This window comes from Streptomyces sp. NBC_00178, from assembly GCF_036206005.1.
Taxonomy (GTDB): Bacteria; Actinomycetota; Actinomycetes; order Streptomycetales; family Streptomycetaceae; genus Streptomyces.
The window spans coordinates 4,920,191-4,936,851 of record NZ_CP108143.1 but is presented as its reverse complement, the minus strand read 5'-3'; the positions used below and the strand labels follow the sequence as shown (position 1 = coordinate 4,936,851).

The 16,661-nt window shown below is 70.3% G+C and carries 17 protein-coding genes; 9 read left to right on the top strand and 8 right to left on the bottom strand.

The genetic code is table 11. The annotated features are described in order from the left end of the window. Positions 1 to 2: 2 nt before the first annotated feature. Both OHT61_RS21810 and OHT61_RS21805 read left to right on the top strand, forming a co-directional pair. On the top strand, positions 3 to 3,839 hold the full coding sequence (locus OHT61_RS21810) for a multifunctional oxoglutarate decarboxylase/oxoglutarate dehydrogenase thiamine pyrophosphate-binding subunit/dihydrolipoyllysine-residue succinyltransferase subunit (RefSeq protein ID WP_329040514.1): 3,837 nt from the start codon (positions 3 to 5) through the stop codon (positions 3,837 to 3,839). Between the two features lie 89 nt (positions 3,840 to 3,928). Further along, the gene (locus OHT61_RS21805) at positions 3,929 to 4,111 is read left to right on the top strand and encodes a DUF6104 family protein (protein WP_003961784.1); all 183 of its coding nucleotides are present in this window, start codon (positions 3,929 to 3,931) and stop codon (positions 4,109 to 4,111) included. 23 nt (positions 4,112 to 4,134) lie between these two features. On the opposite strand, the gene OHT61_RS21800 is transcribed toward OHT61_RS21805, so the two are convergent. Next, positions 4,135 to 4,992, bottom strand: coding sequence for a hypothetical protein (locus OHT61_RS21800; RefSeq protein WP_329040513.1), 858 nt, complete (start codon positions 4,990 to 4,992; stop codon positions 4,135 to 4,137). Positions 4,993 to 5,161: 169 nt separating this feature from the next. On the opposite strand from OHT61_RS21800, the gene OHT61_RS21795 reads away from it, so the two are divergent. Both OHT61_RS21795 and OHT61_RS21790 read left to right on the top strand, forming a co-directional pair. Next, positions 5,162 to 6,019, top strand: coding sequence for a DUF4097 family beta strand repeat-containing protein (locus tag OHT61_RS21795; protein WP_329040512.1), 858 nt, complete (start codon positions 5,162 to 5,164; stop codon positions 6,017 to 6,019). Between the two features lies 1 nt (position 6,020). Next, complete coding sequence (locus OHT61_RS21790) at positions 6,021 to 7,004, top strand: PadR family transcriptional regulator (protein ID WP_329040510.1); 984 nt, start codon at positions 6,021 to 6,023, stop codon at positions 7,002 to 7,004. Between the two features lie 234 nt (positions 7,005 to 7,238). On the opposite strand, the gene OHT61_RS21785 is transcribed toward OHT61_RS21790, so the two are convergent. The 5 genes from OHT61_RS21785 to OHT61_RS21765 form a co-directional block, all read right to left on the bottom strand. After that, the gene (locus OHT61_RS21785) at positions 7,239 to 7,811 is read right to left on the bottom strand and encodes a Clp protease N-terminal domain-containing protein (protein ID WP_329040508.1); all 573 of its coding nucleotides are present in this window, start codon (positions 7,809 to 7,811) and stop codon (positions 7,239 to 7,241) included. Continuing rightward, positions 7,811 to 8,020 carry a helix-turn-helix domain-containing protein gene (locus OHT61_RS21780; protein ID WP_073745141.1) on the bottom strand — a complete coding sequence of 70 codons (210 nt, stop codon included), beginning with the start codon at positions 8,018 to 8,020 and terminating at the stop codon, positions 7,811 to 7,813. The genes OHT61_RS21785 and OHT61_RS21780 overlap by 1 nt, the downstream gene beginning before the upstream one ends. A 32-nt stretch (positions 8,021 to 8,052) precedes the next feature. Next, positions 8,053 to 8,598 carry a GNAT family N-acetyltransferase gene (locus OHT61_RS21775; protein WP_329040506.1) on the bottom strand — a complete coding sequence of 182 codons (546 nt, stop codon included), beginning with the start codon at positions 8,596 to 8,598 and terminating at the stop codon, positions 8,053 to 8,055. Then, positions 8,595 to 9,560: a zinc-binding dehydrogenase gene (locus tag OHT61_RS21770; protein ID WP_329040504.1), complete on the bottom strand. Its 966-nt coding sequence runs from the start codon at positions 9,558 to 9,560 to the stop codon at positions 8,595 to 8,597. The genes OHT61_RS21775 and OHT61_RS21770 overlap by 4 nt, the downstream gene beginning before the upstream one ends. A gap of 154 nt (positions 9,561 to 9,714) precedes the next feature. Then, positions 9,715 to 10,950 (bottom strand): NAD(P)-dependent malic enzyme, encoded by a 1,236-nt coding sequence (locus OHT61_RS21765; RefSeq protein WP_329040503.1) that lies wholly within the window; start codon positions 10,948 to 10,950, stop codon positions 9,715 to 9,717. A gap of 521 nt (positions 10,951 to 11,471) precedes the next feature. Here OHT61_RS21765 and OHT61_RS21760 point away from each other — a divergent pair. Genes OHT61_RS21760 through OHT61_RS21750 form a run of 3 tightly spaced genes read left to right on the top strand, consistent with a single transcriptional unit; the run spans position 11,472 to position 14,160 of the window. Continuing rightward, positions 11,472 to 12,431: an ABC transporter substrate-binding protein gene (locus tag OHT61_RS21760; protein WP_329040501.1), complete on the top strand. Its 960-nt coding sequence runs from the start codon at positions 11,472 to 11,474 to the stop codon at positions 12,429 to 12,431. A 29-nt stretch (positions 12,432 to 12,460) separates the two neighbouring features. Next, positions 12,461 to 13,402 (top strand): amino acid ABC transporter permease, encoded by a 942-nt coding sequence (locus OHT61_RS21755; protein ID WP_329040500.1) that lies wholly within the window; start codon positions 12,461 to 12,463, stop codon positions 13,400 to 13,402. Beyond that, positions 13,399 to 14,160: an amino acid ABC transporter ATP-binding protein gene (locus tag OHT61_RS21750; protein WP_329040499.1), complete on the top strand. Its 762-nt coding sequence runs from the start codon at positions 13,399 to 13,401 to the stop codon at positions 14,158 to 14,160. The genes OHT61_RS21755 and OHT61_RS21750 overlap by 4 nt, the downstream gene beginning before the upstream one ends. 88 nt (positions 14,161 to 14,248) lie before the next feature. Here OHT61_RS21750 and OHT61_RS21745 read toward each other — a convergent pair whose 3' ends face one another. Further along, positions 14,249 to 15,022, bottom strand: coding sequence for a class I SAM-dependent methyltransferase (locus OHT61_RS21745; RefSeq protein ID WP_329040498.1), 774 nt, complete (start codon positions 15,020 to 15,022; stop codon positions 14,249 to 14,251). Between the two features lie 86 nt (positions 15,023 to 15,108). Between OHT61_RS21745 and OHT61_RS21740 the strand changes: the two genes are divergently transcribed. Beyond that, positions 15,109 to 15,738 (top strand): CGNR zinc finger domain-containing protein, encoded by a 630-nt coding sequence (locus OHT61_RS21740; RefSeq protein ID WP_329040497.1) that lies wholly within the window; start codon positions 15,109 to 15,111, stop codon positions 15,736 to 15,738. Here the strand turns inward: OHT61_RS21740 and sodX are convergent. After that, positions 15,642 to 16,079, bottom strand: a complete 438-nt coding sequence (sodX, locus tag OHT61_RS21735) for a nickel-type superoxide dismutase maturation protease (RefSeq protein ID WP_329040495.1) — start codon at positions 16,077 to 16,079, stop codon at positions 15,642 to 15,644. The two genes, OHT61_RS21740 and sodX, sit on opposite strands and share 97 nt — an antisense overlap. 168 nt (positions 16,080 to 16,247) lie before the next feature. Between sodX and sodN the strand changes: the two genes are divergently transcribed. Further along, positions 16,248 to 16,643 carry a superoxide dismutase, Ni gene (sodN, locus tag OHT61_RS21730; protein WP_014154121.1) on the top strand — a complete coding sequence of 132 codons (396 nt, stop codon included), beginning with the start codon at positions 16,248 to 16,250 and terminating at the stop codon, positions 16,641 to 16,643. The last annotated feature ends 18 nt before the right edge of the window (positions 16,644 to 16,661 follow it).

Here is a 16,661-nt window from a genome sequence, read left to right as displayed (position 1 = left end):
CCGTGTCGTCTCAGTCCCCCAGTAACTCGAGTATCTCGACCGACCAAGAAGCAGGCTCCGGGTCCAACCCGGCCGCCGCTTTCGGCCCCAATGAGTGGCTCGTCGACGAGATCTACCAGCAGTACCTCCAGGACCCCAGTTCGGTCGACCGCGCCTGGTGGGACTTCTTCGCCGACTACAAGCCGGGCGCGTCCGGCACGGCGGACAAGCCCGTCCCGGCACCCGCGGGAGCGGTGACACCGCCCCCGGCGACCACCGTGGCGAACACCGTCGACCACACGGCTCCGGCACAGGCCGCGCCGCAGGCTCCGGCAGCACCCGCCGCCGCACCCGCGAAGGCCGCGCCGCAGGCTCCGGCCGCTCCCGCGGCCAAGGCCGCGGCTCCCGCGCAGGCTCCCGCCGCTCCCGCGAAGGCAGCCCCCGCGCCCGCTCCGGCCGCGGCGAAGAGCGACGCCCCGGCCGAGGCCCCCGCCGGTCCGGAGTACGTGACGCTGCGCGGCCCCTCGGCCGCCGTCGCGAAGAACATGAACGCCTCCCTGGAACTGCCGACGGCCACGTCCGTCCGCGCCGTCCCGGTGAAGCTGCTCTTCGACAACCGCATCGTCATCAACAACCACCTGAAGCGCGCCCGCGGCGGGAAGATCTCCTTCACGCACCTCATCGGGTACGCGATGGTGCAGGCCCTCAAGGCCATGCCGTCGATGAACTACTCCTTCGCGGTCAAGGACGGCAAGCCGACCCTGGTCAAGCCGGAGCACGTCAACCTCGGCCTGGCCATCGACCTGGTGAAGCCGAACGGCGACCGCCAGCTCGTCGTCGCGGCCATCAAGAAGGCCGAGACCCTCAACTTCTTCGAGTTCTGGCAGGCCTACGAGGACATCGTCCGCCGTGCCCGCGTCGGCAAGCTCGGCATGGACGACTTCTCCGGGGTCACCGCCTCGCTGACCAACCCCGGCGGCATCGGCACCGTCCACTCCGTGCCCCGCCTGATGCCCGGACAGGGCCTCATCATGGGCGTCGGTGCGATGGACTACCCCGCGGAGTTCCAGGGCACCTCGCAGGACACCCTGAACAAGCTGGGCATCTCCAAGGTCATGACGCTGACCTCGACGTACGACCACCGGGTCATCCAGGGTGCGGCGTCCGGCGAGTTCCTCCGCGTCCTGTCGCAGCTGCTGCTCGGCGAGAACGAGTTCTACGACGAGATCTTCAAGGCGCTCCGCATCCCCTACGAGCCGGTCCGCTGGCTCAGGGACATCGACGCCTCGCACGACGACGACGTCACCAAGGCCGCGCGGGTCTTCGAGCTGATCCACTCCTACCGGGTCCGCGGCCACGTCATGGCCGACACCGACCCGCTGGAGTACCGCCAGCGCAAGCACCCCGACCTGGACATCACCGAGCACGGCCTCACCCTGTGGGACCTGGAGCGCGACTTCGCGGTCGGCGGCTTCGCCGGCAAGACGATGATGAAGCTCCGCGACATCCTCGGCGTCCTGCGTGAGTCGTACTGCCGCACCACCGGCATCGAGTTCATGCACATCCAGGAGCCGAAGGAGCGCAAGTGGCTCCAGGACCGGGTGGAGCGTCCGCGCCCCGCTCCGGAGCGCGAGGAGCAGCTGCGGATCCTGCGCCGCCTCAACGCCGCCGAGGCGTTCGAGACGTTCCTGCAGACCAAGTACGTCGGCCAGAAGCGGTTCTCGCTGGAGGGCGGCGAGTCCGTCATCCCGCTGCTCGACGCGGTCATCGACTCCGCCGCCGAGGCCCGCCTCGACGAGGTCGTCATCGGCATGGCCCACCGCGGCCGCCTGAACGTCCTGGCGAACATCGTGGGCAAGTCGTACGCCCAGATCTTCCGGGAGTTCGAGGGCAACCTCGACCCGCGGTCGATGCACGGCTCGGGCGACGTCAAGTACCACCTGGGCGCCGAGGGCACCTTCACCGGTCTGGACGGCGAGCAGATCAAGGTCTCGCTGGCCGCCAACCCCTCGCACCTGGAGGCCGTCGACCCGGTCCTCGAGGGCATCGCGCGCGCCAAGCAGGACATCATCAACAAGGGCGGCACGGACTTCACCGTCCTGCCCGTCGCGCTCCACGGCGACGCGGCCTTCGCGGGCCAGGGTGTCGTCGCCGAGACGCTCAACATGTCCCAGCTGCGCGGCTACCGCACCGGCGGCACCGTGCACGTGGTGATCAACAACCAGGTCGGCTTCACCGCCGCCCCGGAGTCCTCGCGCTCGTCCATGTACGCCACGGACGTGGCGCGCATGATCGAGGCGCCGATCATCCACGTCAACGGCGACGACCCGGAGGCCGTGGTCCGCGTCGCGCGGCTCGCCTTCGAGTACCGGCAGACGTTCAACAAGGACGTCGTGATCGACCTCATCTGCTACCGCCGCCGCGGTCACAACGAGGGCGACAACCCGGAGTTCACCAACCCGCAGATGTACACGCTGATCGACAAGAAGCGCTCGGTGCGCAAGCTCTACACCGAGTCCCTCATCGGTCGCGGCGACATCACGCTGGAAGAGGCGGAGCAGGCGCTCCAGGACTTCCAGGGCCAGCTGGAGAAGGTCTTCGCGGAGGTCCGCGAGGCCACCTCGGCGCCTTCCCAGCCGCATGTCCCGGACGTCCAGGCCGAGTTCCCCGTGGCGGTGAACACCGCGATCTCCTCGGAGGTCGTGAAGCTGATCGCCGAGTCCCAGGTCAACATCCCCGACGAGATCACCGTCCACCCCCGTCTGATGCCGCAGATGCAGCGTCGCGCGGCCTCGGTGGAGAACGGCACGATCGACTGGGGCATGGGCGAGACCCTGGCCATCGGCTCGCTGCTGATGGAGGGCACCCCGGTCCGGCTCGCCGGCCAGGACACCCGCCGCGGCACGTTCGGACAGCGCCACGCCGTCCTCGTCGACCAGAAGACCGGCGAGGACTACACCCCGCTGCTGTACCTGGCCGACGACCAGGCCCGCTACAACGTCTACGACTCGCTCCTCAGCGAGTACGCGGCGATGGGCTTCGAGTACGGCTACTCGCTGGCCCGCCCGGAGTCGCTGGTCATCTGGGAGGCGCAGTTCGGTGACTTCGTCAACGGCGCCCAGACCGTCGTCGACGAGTTCATCTCCTCGGCCGAGCAGAAGTGGGGCCAGACGTCCGGCGTCACCCTGCTGCTGCCGCACGGCTACGAGGGCCAGGGCCCGGACCACTCGTCCGCCCGCCCCGAGCGTTTCCTGCAGATGTGCGCGCAGGACAACATGACGGTCGCGATGCCCACGCTCCCGTCGAACTACTTCCACCTCCTGCGGTGGCAGGTGCACAACCCGCACCACAAGCCGCTGATCGTCTTCACCCCGAAGTCGATGCTGCGTCTCAAGGCCGCGGCCTCGAAGGCGGAGGAGTTCACCACCGGCGGCTTCCGTCCGGTCATCGGTGACGAGTCGGTCAACGCCGAGGCGGTCCGCAAGGTCGTCTTCTGCGCGGGCAAGCTCTACTACGACCTGGACGCCGAGCGCGAGAAGCGCGGTGACACGGAGACGGCGATCATCCGTCTGGAGCGTCTGTACCCGCTGCCGGGTGCGGAGATCCAGGCCGAGATCGCCAAGTACCCGAACGCCGAGAAGTACCTCTGGGCCCAGGAGGAGCCGGCGAACCAGGGTGCGTGGCCGTTCATCGCGCTCAACCTGATCGACCACCTGGACCTGGCCGTCGGCGCCGACGTGCCGCACGGCGAGCGCCTGCGCCGCATCTCGCGGCCGCACGGTTCGTCCCCCGCGGTCGGTTCGGCCAAGCGTCACCAGGCCGAGCAGACCCAGCTGGTCAACGAGGTCTTCGAGGCCTGATCAGCCGCTGTACGCAACCGAGGGCCCGGCTCCGCGAGATCTGCGCGGGGCCGGGCTCCCGGGTTTCCGGACCTCGTTATTCTTGTCCCATGTACTTCACGGACCGTGGCATCGAGGAACTGGAGAAGCGGCGCGGCGAGGAGGAGGTCACCTTCGAGTGGCTCGCCGAGCAGCTTCGTACGTTCGTCGACCTCAATCCCGACTTCGAGGTTCCCGTCGAGCGTCTCGCGACCTGGCTCGCGCGCCTGGACGACGAGGACGAGGACGAGTAGTCACCGGCGCCTGACGCCCCCGCTCACCGGCCGGAGCTCCAGGAGCCTCCCGCGCTCCCCCTGAGACGGTCGTACGCGAAGCCGAGCAGCCCTTGCACCAGCAGGAGCAGGCCCGCCGCGGCCCAGCCACCGCTGCGCCGGCGCGCGCCCCACAGGGTGAGCGGCAGTCCGGCGGCCACCTGCGCCGAGGCGATCGCCCGGGCCCTCGGTCCGAGCACCCAGGGGCCGAGGCTCCCGCTCTCCACGGTGTCCAGTTCCACGCGGACGGCGTCCCGCCAGCCGGCCCATTCGATCTGTTCCGCCTGCGGCAGGATTCCGGCGACCGAGCGCAGCCGGTCGGCGGATTCGCCGGGGGTGAGCCCGGGCGGCAGCTCCACCCCGGTCCGGCTCAGCACGGCCAGCAGCCCGCGCAGCCGGATGTCGGCGTCCGCCTCCGGGTCCGCACGGGTGAGCCCCTCCAGCGCCTGGACGTCGAGGACGGGGTCGAGGCCCAGCCGGACGCCGAACGTCCGCATGGCCTCGTCCTCACCGACGGGCGTGCCGTCGGCCAGCCAGGTGTAGCCGACCGGACGCCGGAAACCGGCGGCGAGGGTGTATCCGGACCGGTCGCCGTCCCACCACAGGGCGAGCACCGGCCAGGTGGATCCCACAGCCAGGGCGGTCGCCCAGCCGCCGACGACCCGGTCGACGGGCTCGGCCCCGACACCCCCGTCACCCGGCGACCCGTCCCTGCGCCAGGGCTTCCCCTCGGGGACGAGCACGCTCCAGCCGTCCCCCGCGGGCACGAGCGACATGCCCTCCTGCAGGAGGTGGGCCACGGGCCGAACGCTCAGGGGGGCGGCCCGGCACAGCAGCAAGGCGCCCACGGATGTCGCGGTCATGCCCCATACGCTAGGGCAATTTGCCCAGATATGAACGAATAGCGAGACTCCGCGACCTCACACCGTCCCCCCTCGACGCCTTTCCCTTGACTTCTCCGATCCGCGATATATCGTGTTGTCCAGAAGACGCGATATGTTGCGTCGCGCCGCACAGCGGGAGGTCAGATCCATGCCCGAGTCGACGTGGACCGTCGCCGAGCCCCAGAAGCTCGCCTTCGACGAGCCGGTCACCGTACTCAAGGTGCGCATCGTCGACGGCGTGGTCAATGTCGTCGGCACCGACGGGCCGACGGCCCGGCTGGAGGTGTCCGGGATCGACGGCCCTCCCCTGATCGTCACGCAACGGGACGGCGTCCTGACCGTCGCCTATGAGGATCTGCCCTGGCAGGGACTCCTCACCTGGCTCGACCGCCGGTCCTCGCGGCGCAGCGCCGCCGTCTCCCTCGCCGTCCCGGCGGGCGCGGCGGTGGAGGTGGGCGTGGTCGGCGCCGACGCCGTCGTCTCGGGCATCCGGGGACGCACGGAGCTCCGGGGCATCTCCGGCGACAGCACCCTGGTCGGGCTCGACGGGGGCGTCCGCGCCGAGACCGTGTCCGGCGGCCTCGAAGCGCAGAACGTCACCGGTGACCTCCGGTTCCAGTCCGTGTCGGGGGATCTGACGGTCGTCGACGGCGCCGGCACCTCGGTGAGGGCGGAGTCCGTCACGGGCCACATGGTGCTCGACCTGGACACCTCGCCCAAGCCGACGGACATCAGGCTGACGTCGGTCTCCGGCGAGATCGCCATCCGCCTGCCGCACCCGGCGGACGCGAAGGTCGAGGCGAACACCGCGAGCGGCACCGTCTCCAACGCCTTCGAGGACCTGCGGGTCGGCGGGCAGTGGGGAGCGAAGAAGATCACCGGCACGCTGGGGGCGGGCACCGGCAAGCTGAAGGCGACGACCGTCTCGGGCTCCATCGCGCTCCTGCGCCGCCCACCCGCGCAGGACGCCCCACACGACGGCGAGCCGACCGGAAAGGTGCTCTGACATGCCCCCCGTATTCGCCCACGGCCGTCTGCGCCTCTACCTCCTCAAGCTGCTGGACGAGGCCCCCCGCCACGGCTACGAGGTGATCAGGCTCCTGGAGGAGCGCTTCCAGGGCCTGTACGCGCCGTCGGCGGGCACGGTCTACCCGCGGCTCGCGAAGCTGGAGGCGGAGGGCCTGGTCACCCACGCCACCGAGGGCGGCCGCAAGGTCTATTCGATCACCGACGCGGGGCGGGCCGAACTGGCGGGCCGGGGCGGCGAGCTGGCCGATCTGGAGCTGGAGATCCGCGACTCGGTCTCCGAGCTGGCCGCCGAGATACGCGACGACGTACGCGGCGCGGCGGGGCAGCTCCGCAGCGAGATGCGTGCGGCGGCCTCCGAGTCCCGCCGCCCCTCCGGCGGCGGCCGGTCCGGCTGGGACCCGGGCCCGGCCGACAAGGAGGCCTGGCGGACGGCCAAGGAGGAGCTCCGCAAGGCCAAGCAGGAGTGGAAGGAGCAGGCCCGCCGGGCGAAGGACGAGTCCCGCCGGGCCCGCGAGGAGGCCGAGCAGGCCCGCCGCCAGGCCAAGGAGGCGCACGAGAAGGCGCGGGAGCAGATGCGAGACGCCGCCCGGCAGGTGCAGGAGCACTTCGCGCGGGGCGACTGGCCTAAGGGCGTGCAGGAAGGGCTGGCCGAGATCACCGGCCGGCTCGGCAGCTTCGCGGGCACGGGCACCTGGTCGCACTACACCCGGCCCGCCCCCGAGGAGCCGCACGTCGAGTGGGCGGCCGATGCCGCGTCCACCGGGGATCCCGCCCGGGACCTGGACCGGCTCCTGGACCGCTTCCGCGACGACATCCGGGACGCGGCGCGGGACCGGGGCGTCACCGAGGCCCAGCTCACCGAGGCCCGCGGCCACCTGTCTGCGGCCGCGACGCGCATCGAGGCGCTTCTGCGGAGACCTGCGGGCGCGGACGGGGCGCCCCGGGACCGTAAGGGGTCCTGACGCCCCGGCAGGACCGGTGAGCGGCACGCCGCCCCGGGGTGCGGTTTGCAGCCCGGGGCGGGTGCCCGGCCGCGCCCCGCTCCTGACGCCCGGCAGGTCCCCGGCACACCGTGCTTCGCCGGTGGGCGCGGTCGGTCAGGCCGCCTCCCGCCGGCCGGGCCGGGTCGACCGGCCAGGCCCTGCCCCGTGCCGGCCGTGCCCGCCGGGTCAGCCGGGTCAGCCGGGTCAGCCGGGTCAGCCGGCGAGGGCCTGCCCGTGCCCGCCGGTTCCGTAGAGCGCCCGTTCCACCGCCGTGTAGGTCGCGCCGTGGTCGGCGAGCACCTCTGCGACCGATCCGGGGCAGGCCGTCAGCGCGAGCAGGAGGTGTTCCTCGCCGATGAAGCGGTCGCGGCGGCCCAGAGCGATGCGCAGCGACTTCTCCAGCACGCCTTTCGCCCCCGTGGTGAAGGGCCGTTGACCCGACCACCACCGCCGGCTCCTGCGGTCGCCCGCGAGGACGCCCGCACCGTGCGCGCCCTCGACCCGGGCCACGATCTCGGTGACGTCGATGCCCAGGCCCGCCAGCGCCTCCGTGTCGGCCTTGGTGAGCCCGCCGCGGCGGCGGGTCTCCGCGAACGCCGCCTCGATGGAGGCCCTGCGGTCGGTGAGCCCGAGTGCGGCCACGGCGAACGAGGCCCGGCTGCCCTCCTGGTCCAGCAGGGAGAACAGCAGGTGCTCCTCCGTGATCGCGTCCGCTCCGGCCCGCTCGGCGTGGGTCACCGCGCCCGTCACCGCGGCCCGGGCCCCCTTGGTGAATCGCTCGAACATCAATGCCTCCCGTACTTCTTGTGCACGGCCTGCCTGCTGACACCCAGCTCGGCAGCGATCTCCTGCCACGACCAGCCCTTCGCGCGGGCGCTTCTCACCTGGACGGCTTCGAGTTGTTCCAGCAGCCGCCGCAGCGCGGCGACCGCGCGGAGCCCGACTCGCGGGTCGTGGTCGCCGGCACGGGCGGCGAGGTCCGTTGCTTCGGTCATGGTGTCAACATACGTTGACACCAGAGGGCGCGTCAACCGAGATTGACAGGGTCGGTGGCGAGGCGGGCGTGCCGCTCCACGTCGTAGCGCTCACTCCCGTAGCGGAGTTTCGCGCGCTCGACGCCCTCCGGGGCGAAGCCGGCCCGCAGGGCGACGGAGCAGGAGGCGGAATTGTTCGTTCGGTGCCCGAGTTCGAGCCGGTGGAGACCGAGTTCGGCGAAGGCCCAGCGCGCCAGTTCGCGTACGCCGGCCGCCGCGACCCCTGTCCCCCGGGCCGATCCGGCGGTCCAGTACGACACCCAGCCGGTGTCGTGGACGTGACTGACCGCCGTGACGGCCACGGACCCCAGCGCCTCTCCGTCCCGGACGACGGCCCAGGCGAATCCGGTGCCCGCGGCCCGTTCGGCGGCCCGGCCGGCGATCCAGTCCAGCGCCTCGGCCGTGGTCGTGACCGGCCGCGCCGCCTGACGGGCCATCTCCTCCGCCGCGAAGGCGCGGAGTACGGCGGGCGCGTCACCGGACCGCCAGGGCCGCAGCAGCAGACCCTCCGGCGTGGGCAGCGCGTCGGCCGGGCTCACGAGGTGGTGAGCACGATCTTCCCGAACAGGTCCCCAGCGGCGAGGCGTTCGAAGCCCTCGCGGGCCCGGTCCAGCGGCAGCGTCCCGTCGATGACGGGCCGCACGCCGGTGGCCGCGCAGAACGAGAGGAGGTCCTCCAGCTCGTCCTTGGAGCCCATGGTGGAACCGACGACCTTGAGTTCCAGGAAGAAGATGCGGGTCAGTTCGGCGTGCGAGGGGCGGTCTCCGCTGGTGGCCCCGGAGATGACCAGGGTCCCGCCCGGCCGCAGCGACTTGACGGAGTGGGACCAGGTCGCGGCCCCCACCGTCTCGATGACGGCGTCCACCCGCTGGGGCAGCCTCGCCCCGGGCTCACAGGCGTCCACAGCGCCCAGTTCGATCGCCCGCTTGCGCTTGGCCTCGTCGCGGCTGGTGGCGAACATGCGGAGACCGGCGGCCTTGCCGAGCACGATCGCGGCGGTGGCGACACCGCCGCCCGCACCCTGCACGAGGACGGAGTCGCCGGGCCGTACACCTGCGTTGGTGAACAGCATCCGGTAGGCCGTCAGCCAGGCGGTGGGCAGGCAGGCGGCCTCTTCGAAGGTGAGCTCCTTCGGCTTGGGCAGCACGTTCCAGCTGGGGACGGTGACCTGTTCGGCGAAGGTGCCCTGGTATCGCTCGGTGAGGATGGACCGGGGCTCGCCCGGGCCGACCCCGTGCCCGGTCTGGCCGATGACGGAGTGCAGGACGACCTCGTTGCCGTCCTGGTCGACGCCCGCCGCGTCGCAGCCGAGGATCATCGGAAGCTTGTCCTCGGCGAGCCCCACGCCGCGCAGGGACCAGAGGTCGTGGTGATTGAGCGACGCGGCCCTGACCTGGACGGTGGTCCACCCGGACCGCGCCTCGGGGGCCGGGCGTTCACCCAGCTCGAGTCCGTCGAGGGGCCGGTCACGGTCGATGCGGGCTGCATAGGCGGCGAACATGGCCACGACGATAGGCCGTGACGCGTCGTGACGTAACCGTTCGATGGTGTGACACACGCCCCAGAACCGGAGGTCGGGGGGAACGCGAAGGGCCGGGGGCCACGGTTCCGCGCGTGGCGGTTCCGTGGCGGCCCCGGCCCTCCGCTCTCCGGGGTCAGCGCCGGGCGACGCCCTCCGCCCGGGCCGCCGCCGCGACGGCCGCGGTGACGGCGGGGGCGACCCGCTCGTCGAACGGCGACGGGATCACGTAGTCCGCGGCGAGCTCGCTCCCGACGACGTCCGCCAGGGCGTTCGCCGCGGCGATCTTCATGCCCTCGGTGATCCGCGAGGCGCGGACCTGCAGCGCACCCGCGAAGATGCCGGGGAACGCCAGCACGTTGTTGATCTGGTTCGGGTAGTCCGACCGCCCGGTCGCCACGACGGCCGCGTACTTGTGCGCGATGTCGGGGTGGACCTCGGGGTTCGGGTTGGCCATGGCGAACACGAACGCGCCGGGTGCCATGGAGGCGACGGCCGGCTCGGGGACCGTACCGCCGGAGACGCCGATGAAGACGTCGGCGCCCGCGAGCGCCTTCTCCAGGGATCCCGTGATCCCGGCCCGGTTGGTGATCTCCGCCAGCTCGCGCTTGACCTCGGTGAGGTCGTCGCGGTCGCTGCTGACGATGCCCTTGCGGTCGGCGACGGCGACGTCGCCGACGCCCGCCTCCAGCAGGAACTTCGCGATGGCCACACCCGCCGCGCCCGCGCCGGAGATGACAGCGCGCAGGTCACCGAGCGTCCGGCCGGACAGCTTCGTGGCGTTGCGCAGGGCCGCGAGCGTCACCACGGCCGTGCCGTGCTGGTCGTCGTGGAAGACCGGGATGTCGAGGCGTTCCTGGAGCTTGCGCTCGATCTCGAAGCACCGGGGTGCCGAGATGTCCTCCAGGTTGATCCCGCCGAAGGACGGCGCCAGGCGCACGACGGTGTCGACGATCTCGTCGGCGTCGGTGGTGGCCAGCGCGATCGGCACCGCGTCGACCCCGCCGAACTGCTTGAAGAGGATCGCCTTGCCCTCCATCACCGGGAGGGACGCCTCGGGGCCGATGTCCCCGAGGCCGAGGACGGCGGTGCCGTCCGTGACGACCGCCACGACCTGCGACTTCCAGGTGTAGTCGTGGACGAGTTCGGGATGCTCGGCGATGGCGCTGCACACCTTCGCGACGCCGGGCGTGTAGGCCAGGGACAGGTCGTCCTTGTCGCGGATCGGAACGGTGGCCTGCACGGCCATCTTCCCGCCGCGGTGGAGGGCGAAGGCCGGGTCGAAGGGCTCGTCCGCACCGGTGAGTCCGTCCGCACCGGCCGGGCCGGGCGTCTTGCTGTCGCTGCGAGGATTGACGATCTCCGCTGCCATTGTGTTGACCCCTTAAGTCTTCATCATTTGAGGGTGGCCACTCCTGGTTGAGGAGGGGTGGGCGGGCACCGCGTACGTTCCCGGCACCGAGCGGTTGGCCCGCTCCGGCAGGGGAGACACATACGCGCGGGCGCGCCGCACACGCGCCCTGAGCCCCGGATGAGGGGTGTAAAGGTCTTTCTTACCGGACGGACCCAGCCTCTTACGAGTCGGTATCGACTCGGTGAGATGACTCATAGCCGAAAATCTGGACAAGTCCACTAAGGGCCACAAAGGTCGTCCGTCGGTTGAGACGCACCGGAGATTCTCCGGAGTAACGCTCACTTCCCTGCAGAAGGTCCCGCCTTGCGGCACCGGCCCGTTGGGGTTCGGGGGTCTCCCGTTACCCGATTTTGACATGACCAGCCCCCTGAATGGGTGAGTCCGAATGGCAAGATGCCCTAATCACACAAGGTGGCGACACTCGAAGGTGCGTGCGTAACCACCTGACCTGCACTTCTCACCGCCGGAGGATTCCGACCATGACCGCAAGCACCCTCTGTCGTTCGACCGCAACGTCCCGGATTGCCGCGGTCTGCGCAGTCGCGGTCGCGGGCACCCTGCTGCTGACCGCATGCGGCGACCAGACCGACAGCGCCACCAAGAAGGACTCGGGCGCCTCCGCGACCAAGGACGCCCCCCTCGCCGACCTCGTCCCCCAGTCCATCAAGGACAAGGGCGAGATCAAGGTGGGATCCGACATCGCCTACCCGCCGGTCGAGTTCAAGGACAAGTCCGGCAAGACGGTGGGTATCGACCCCGACCTGGCGGACGCCCTCGGCAAGCAGCTCGGCGTGAAGTTCGTCTTCGAGAACGGCACGTTCGACACGCTCCTCACCGGCCTGCGCTCGAAGCGCTACGACCTGGCGATGTCCGCCATGACCGACACCAAGGACCGCCAGGACGGAGTCGACTCCGAGACGAAGAAGAAGGTCGGCGAGGGCGTCGACTTCATCGACTACTTCACCGCGGGCGTCTCCATCTACACCAAGAAGGGCGACGACAAGGGCATCAGCACCTGGTCGGACCTCTGCGGCAAGAAGCTGGTCGTCCAGCGCGGCACGGTCTCCCACGACCTCGCCAAGGCCGAGAGCACCAAGTGCGGCAGCAAGGGCAAGATCTCCATCGAGGCGTTCGACAACGACCTCGAGGCCCAGACCCGCCTGCGCGGCGGCGGCGCCGACGCCGGCTCCTCGGACTTCCCGGTCGCCGCCTACGCGGTGAAGACCTCGGGCGGCGGCAAGGACTTCCAGCTGGTCGGCGAGCAGGTCGAGGCGGCCCCGTACGGCATCGCCGTGGCCAAGGGCAACGACGAGCTCACCAAGGCGATCGAGGCGGCTCTGAACGCGGTCATCAAGAACGGCGACTACGCGAAGGTCATCTCCAAGTGGGGCGTCGACGAGGGCGCGGTCACCGAGGCCAAGATCAACGGCGGGTCCTGAACCGGGACCGGCGCTGAAAGGCATCAGCTGTGACTGAAACCAAGGAAGCGGGCCCGGCGGACACCCCGCCCACCCCGTCGGCGGGGCCGGAGGCGATCAAGGCCATACCGGTGCGCCACTACGGCCGGTACGTCTCGGCCGTCGTCGCCATAGGCCTGCTGGCCGCGCTCGTGTACGCGTTCGCACAGGGCGACATCAACTGGGGCGCGATCCCGGACTACTTCTTCGATCACCAGATCCTCGAAGGCGTCAAGAACACCGTCATCATCACGGTCCTCTCGATGATCATCGGCGTGGTGCTGGGCATCGTGCTGGCCGTGATGCGGCTTTCGAAGAACCCGGTGACCACGTCCATAGCCTGGGGCTACATCTGGTTCTTCCGCGGAACCCCGGTCTACGTACAACTGCTGGTCTGGTTCAACCTCGGGATCGTCTTCGAGTACATCAACCTCGGGCCGATCTACAAGGACGAGTGGTCGTCCTTCATGACTCCGTTCCTCTGCGCGCTGCTGGGCCTCGGGCTCAACGAGGCGGCGTACATGGCGGAGATCTGCCGCGCCGGCCTCCAGTCGGTGGACGAGGGGCAGACCGAGGCGGCGCACGCGCTGGGCATGAGCCACGGCAAGACGCTGCGGCGGATCGTCGTTCCCCAGGCGATGCGCGTGATCGTGCCGCCGACCGGCAACGAGGTCATCAACATGCTGAAGACCTCGTCGCTCGCGGTGGCCGTCCAGTACACCGAGCTGCTGCGTTCCACCCAGAACGTCTCGCAGACCTCGGGTGCCACCGTGGAGATGCTGTTCCTTGCGGCGGCCTGGTACATGGTGCTCACCTCGATCCTGAGCATCGGCCAGTACTACCTGGAGCGCTACTACGCACGCGGCTCCAGCCGCAGCCTGCCGGACACCCCGTTCCAGAAGATCAGGGCCAACATGCTGTCGCTGGGCCGCCCGAAGGGAGGCGCCGCATGACCGCCATGGTGAAGGCCGAGGGCGTGCACAAGTCCTTCGGCCCCGCACACATCCTCAAGGGCATCGACCTCGAGGTCGCCCCCCGGGAGGTGTTCTGCCTGATCGGTCCGTCCGGTTCCGGCAAGTCGACGTTCCTGAGGTGCATCAACCACCTGGAGCAGATCAACGCCGGCCGGCTGTACGTCGACGGCGAGCTGGTCGGGTACCGCCAGAAGGGCGACAAGCTCTACGAGCTCAAGGACAGCGAAGTCGCGCTGAAGCGCCGGGACATCGGCATGGTCTTCCAGCGTTTCAACCTGTTCCCCCACATGACGGCGATCGAGAACGTCATGGAGGCCCCGATCCAGGTCAAGGGCGAGGCGAAGGCCGTCGCCCGGGCTCGTGCGGAGAGGCTCCTGGACCGTGTCGGCCTGTCCGACAAGGCGAAGAACTACCCGTCCCAGCTCTCCGGCGGCCAGCAGCAGCGCGTGGCGATCGCCCGCGCGCTGGCCATGGAGCCGAAGCTGATGCTCTTCGACGAGCCGACGTCGGCGCTCGACCCCGAGCTGGTCGGCGACGTCCTGGACGTCATGCGCGGACTGGCCGAGGAGGGCATGACGATGGTCGTCGTCACGCACGAGATGGGCTTCGCCCGCGAGGTCGGCGACGCGCTGGTCTTCATGGACGACGGCGTCGTGGTCGAGTCCGGCCACCCGCGCGACGTCCTGACCAACCCGCAGCACGACCGCACGAAGTCGTTCCTGTCGAAGGTGCTGTAGCTCCGGCAGGAGCGATGCGAGGAGGGCGGTACGGACCTGGTCCGTACCGCCCTCCTCGCATCGCGGCCCGAGGCCGCCTCGCCGGGGCCTACTTCACGGCCAGGACCATGCTGTCCGAGGGTGAGGCCCAGACCGCCCGGGCCTCCCCGAAGCCGGCCTCGCGGAGGGTGCGGGCGTGCCAGTGGACGGAGGGCATGTCACCGTCCGCGTGCTCGCCGTAGATCTCGAACCGTTCGGCGGTGGGGGCCGCGAGGGCGGGGTCCTTCGCCATCAGGGCCCACCACTCGCTCCAGTCCACGGCGCCCGCGGCCTTGGCCCGGTCCATGACGGCGTGCCGCCGGGCGCGTTCGGCCGCGTTGATGCGGGGGGTGCCGGTGTCGATCATGTGGTCGGCGTTCATGAACACGCCGCCGTCCCTGACCAGGCCGCCGATCTGCCCGTACAGCGCGGCGAGTGGCTCGCTGTGCAGCCAGTGCAGGGCGGTGGCGGTGAGGACCGCGTCGTACGAGGTGTGCGGGAGCCGTGAGGTCCAGGCCGCGTCCTTGAGGTCGGCGGTGACGAGGGTGACCCGGTCGTCGCCGGCGAAGGTGCCGCGGGCGATGGCGAGCAGTGCGGGGTCGAGGTCGACGCCCGTGCTGGTGGCCTTCGGGAACCTCCTGAGGAGGCGGTCCGTGATACTGCCCGTACCGCACGCGAGGTCGAGCACTCTCGGTTCGGGCCCGACCACGGCCTCGACCATGTCCAGCATCACCCGGAACCGCTCCTCGCGGTCCGGCATGTACCACTCCTGCTGCCGGTCCCAGCTCTCCTGCCAGGACTGCCAGTCGGTACCCGTCGTCGTCACTCCGACCTCCGTCAGCATCGATCACGTCGTAATACTCATTACCGGCAACCACCCATTACACTGATCGCCACCCCGACCATAGACCGACGCCGTAAGGACTACAAGTGGAACTGGCCTATTACTCGGACTACGCCGTGCGTCTGGTCAACACCGAGGAGCCGGCCCGCGGCAAGGACTCACTGACGACGGTCGAGTCCGTCCGCGAGCTGTTCGGCGCCAACGCCCAGGCGGCGCGACGGGCGACGGACACGGACGTCACCCGTTTCCGTGCCGTGCGGGCGCGGCTGCGGACGGTCTTCGAGGCGGCCGACGGCGGGGACGAGACGCTCGCGGTCGACCTGCTGAACTCGCTGCTGCTGGAGTTCCCCGTCAGCCCGCAGATCTCCGGACATGACACGCGGGACGACGACGGGAAGCCGGACTGGCACATGCACCTGGCCGACCATCCGTCGAACGCGACGGCGGGGTACGCGGCCATCGCGGCGATGGGGCTCGCCTTCCACCTCACGTCGCACGGGGTGGACCGGCTCGGCCTGTGCGAGGCCGCGCCGTGCCGCAACGCCTACCTCGACACCTCCACCAACCGCTCACGGCGCTACTGCTCGGACCGCTGCGCGACCCGGGCCAACGTGGCCGCCTACCGGGCCCGCAAGCGCCAGGAGACGGAGCGGTCGGGAGAAACCCTGCGTACCGCGGACACGGCCCAGCCCAGCAGCCCGAGCACCGAGCGCTGATCCTTCCTCAGCGGCCGGTAGCGGGCCCGCGCACGCGCCAGTACGAGCTCCTCGGGCACGGTCCCGTAGTCCGTACTGTCCCCGCCCGCGTACGAGTTGTCGCCGAGGACCCACCACCCGGCCCCGCGCCGCTCGGCGGCACGCTTCACGACCAGCAGGTCCTGCTGCAACGGGTGGCGCAGGATGACCACGTCCCCCGGGCGCACCGGTGCCCCGTGCTGCACGAGCAGCCAGTCCCCGTGGTAGAGCGTGGGCACCATCGAAGGCCCCGTCACCTCCACGACCTGGAACGACTTACGCGCCGTCCGCCCGCTCAACGGCTCCTGCGCCGGCTCCGGCATCAGTGGCACCTCCCGGTCCATCCTCCAGTACACCGCTCCGTGCATTCGGCCACTGGTCGCATTCCCGCCTTGGACTTTTGGCCTAAGCCCCAGGGGGCAGCCGCAAAAAGCGGCTTCCCACGGAGTAATGTCCCACCTGAGAAGACGATCACGAGGAAGGACAGCCCCATGCTTTCCCGCCTGTTTGCCCCCAAGGTGAAGGTCAGCGCGCACTGCGACCTGCCCTGCGGTGTGTACGACCCGGCCCAGGCCCGCATCGAGGCGGAGTCCGTCAAGGCCGTCCAGGAGAAGTACCAGGCCAACGAGGACGCGGACTTCCGCACGCGCGCCGTTCTGATCAAGGAGCAGCGTGCCGAGCTCGCGAAGCACCACGTCTCGGTGCTCTGGAGCGACTACTTCAAGCCCCCGCACTTCGAGAAGTACCCGGAGCTGCACCAGCTGGTCAACGACACCCTGAAGGCGCTCTCCGCGGCCAAGGGCTCGAACGACCCGGCCACGGGCCAGAAGGCTCTGGACCTGATCGCCCAGATCGACACGATCTTCTGGGAGACCAAGAAGGCTTGATCCACGGTCCGCGCCCTC

Excerpts from the sequence above, each read along its gene's own strand:
- OHT61_RS21805 (WP_003961784.1), top strand. The coding sequence starts at position 3,929 with ATGTACTTCACGGACCGTGGCATCGAGGAACTGGAGAAGCGGCGCGGC.
- OHT61_RS21800 (WP_329040513.1), bottom strand. The coding sequence starts at position 4,992 with ATGACCGCGACATCCGTGGGCGCCTTGCTGCTGTGCCGGGCCGCCCCC.
- OHT61_RS21795 (WP_329040512.1), top strand. The coding sequence starts at position 5,162 with ATGCCCGAGTCGACGTGGACCGTCGCCGAGCCCCAGAAGCTCGCCTTC.
- OHT61_RS21790 (WP_329040510.1), top strand. The coding sequence starts at position 6,021 with ATGCCCCCCGTATTCGCCCACGGCCGTCTGCGCCTCTACCTCCTCAAG.
- OHT61_RS21785 (WP_329040508.1), bottom strand. The coding sequence starts at position 7,811 with ATGTTCGAGCGATTCACCAAGGGGGCCCGGGCCGCGGTGACGGGCGCG.
- OHT61_RS21780 (WP_073745141.1), bottom strand. The coding sequence starts at position 8,020 with ATGACCGAAGCAACGGACCTCGCCGCCCGTGCCGGCGACCACGACCCG.
- OHT61_RS21770 (WP_329040504.1), bottom strand. The coding sequence starts at position 9,560 with ATGTTCGCCGCCTATGCAGCCCGCATCGACCGTGACCGGCCCCTCGAC.
- OHT61_RS21765 (WP_329040503.1), bottom strand. The coding sequence starts at position 10,950 with ATGGCAGCGGAGATCGTCAATCCTCGCAGCGACAGCAAGACGCCCGGC.
- OHT61_RS21760 (WP_329040501.1), top strand. The coding sequence starts at position 11,472 with ATGACCGCAAGCACCCTCTGTCGTTCGACCGCAACGTCCCGGATTGCC.
- OHT61_RS21750 (WP_329040499.1), top strand. The coding sequence starts at position 13,399 with ATGACCGCCATGGTGAAGGCCGAGGGCGTGCACAAGTCCTTCGGCCCC.
- OHT61_RS21745 (WP_329040498.1), bottom strand. The coding sequence starts at position 15,022 with ATGCTGACGGAGGTCGGAGTGACGACGACGGGTACCGACTGGCAGTCC.
- sodX (WP_329040495.1), bottom strand. The coding sequence starts at position 16,079 with ATGCCGGAGCCGGCGCAGGAGCCGTTGAGCGGGCGGACGGCGCGTAAG.
- sodN (WP_014154121.1), top strand. The coding sequence starts at position 16,248 with ATGCTTTCCCGCCTGTTTGCCCCCAAGGTGAAGGTCAGCGCGCACTGC.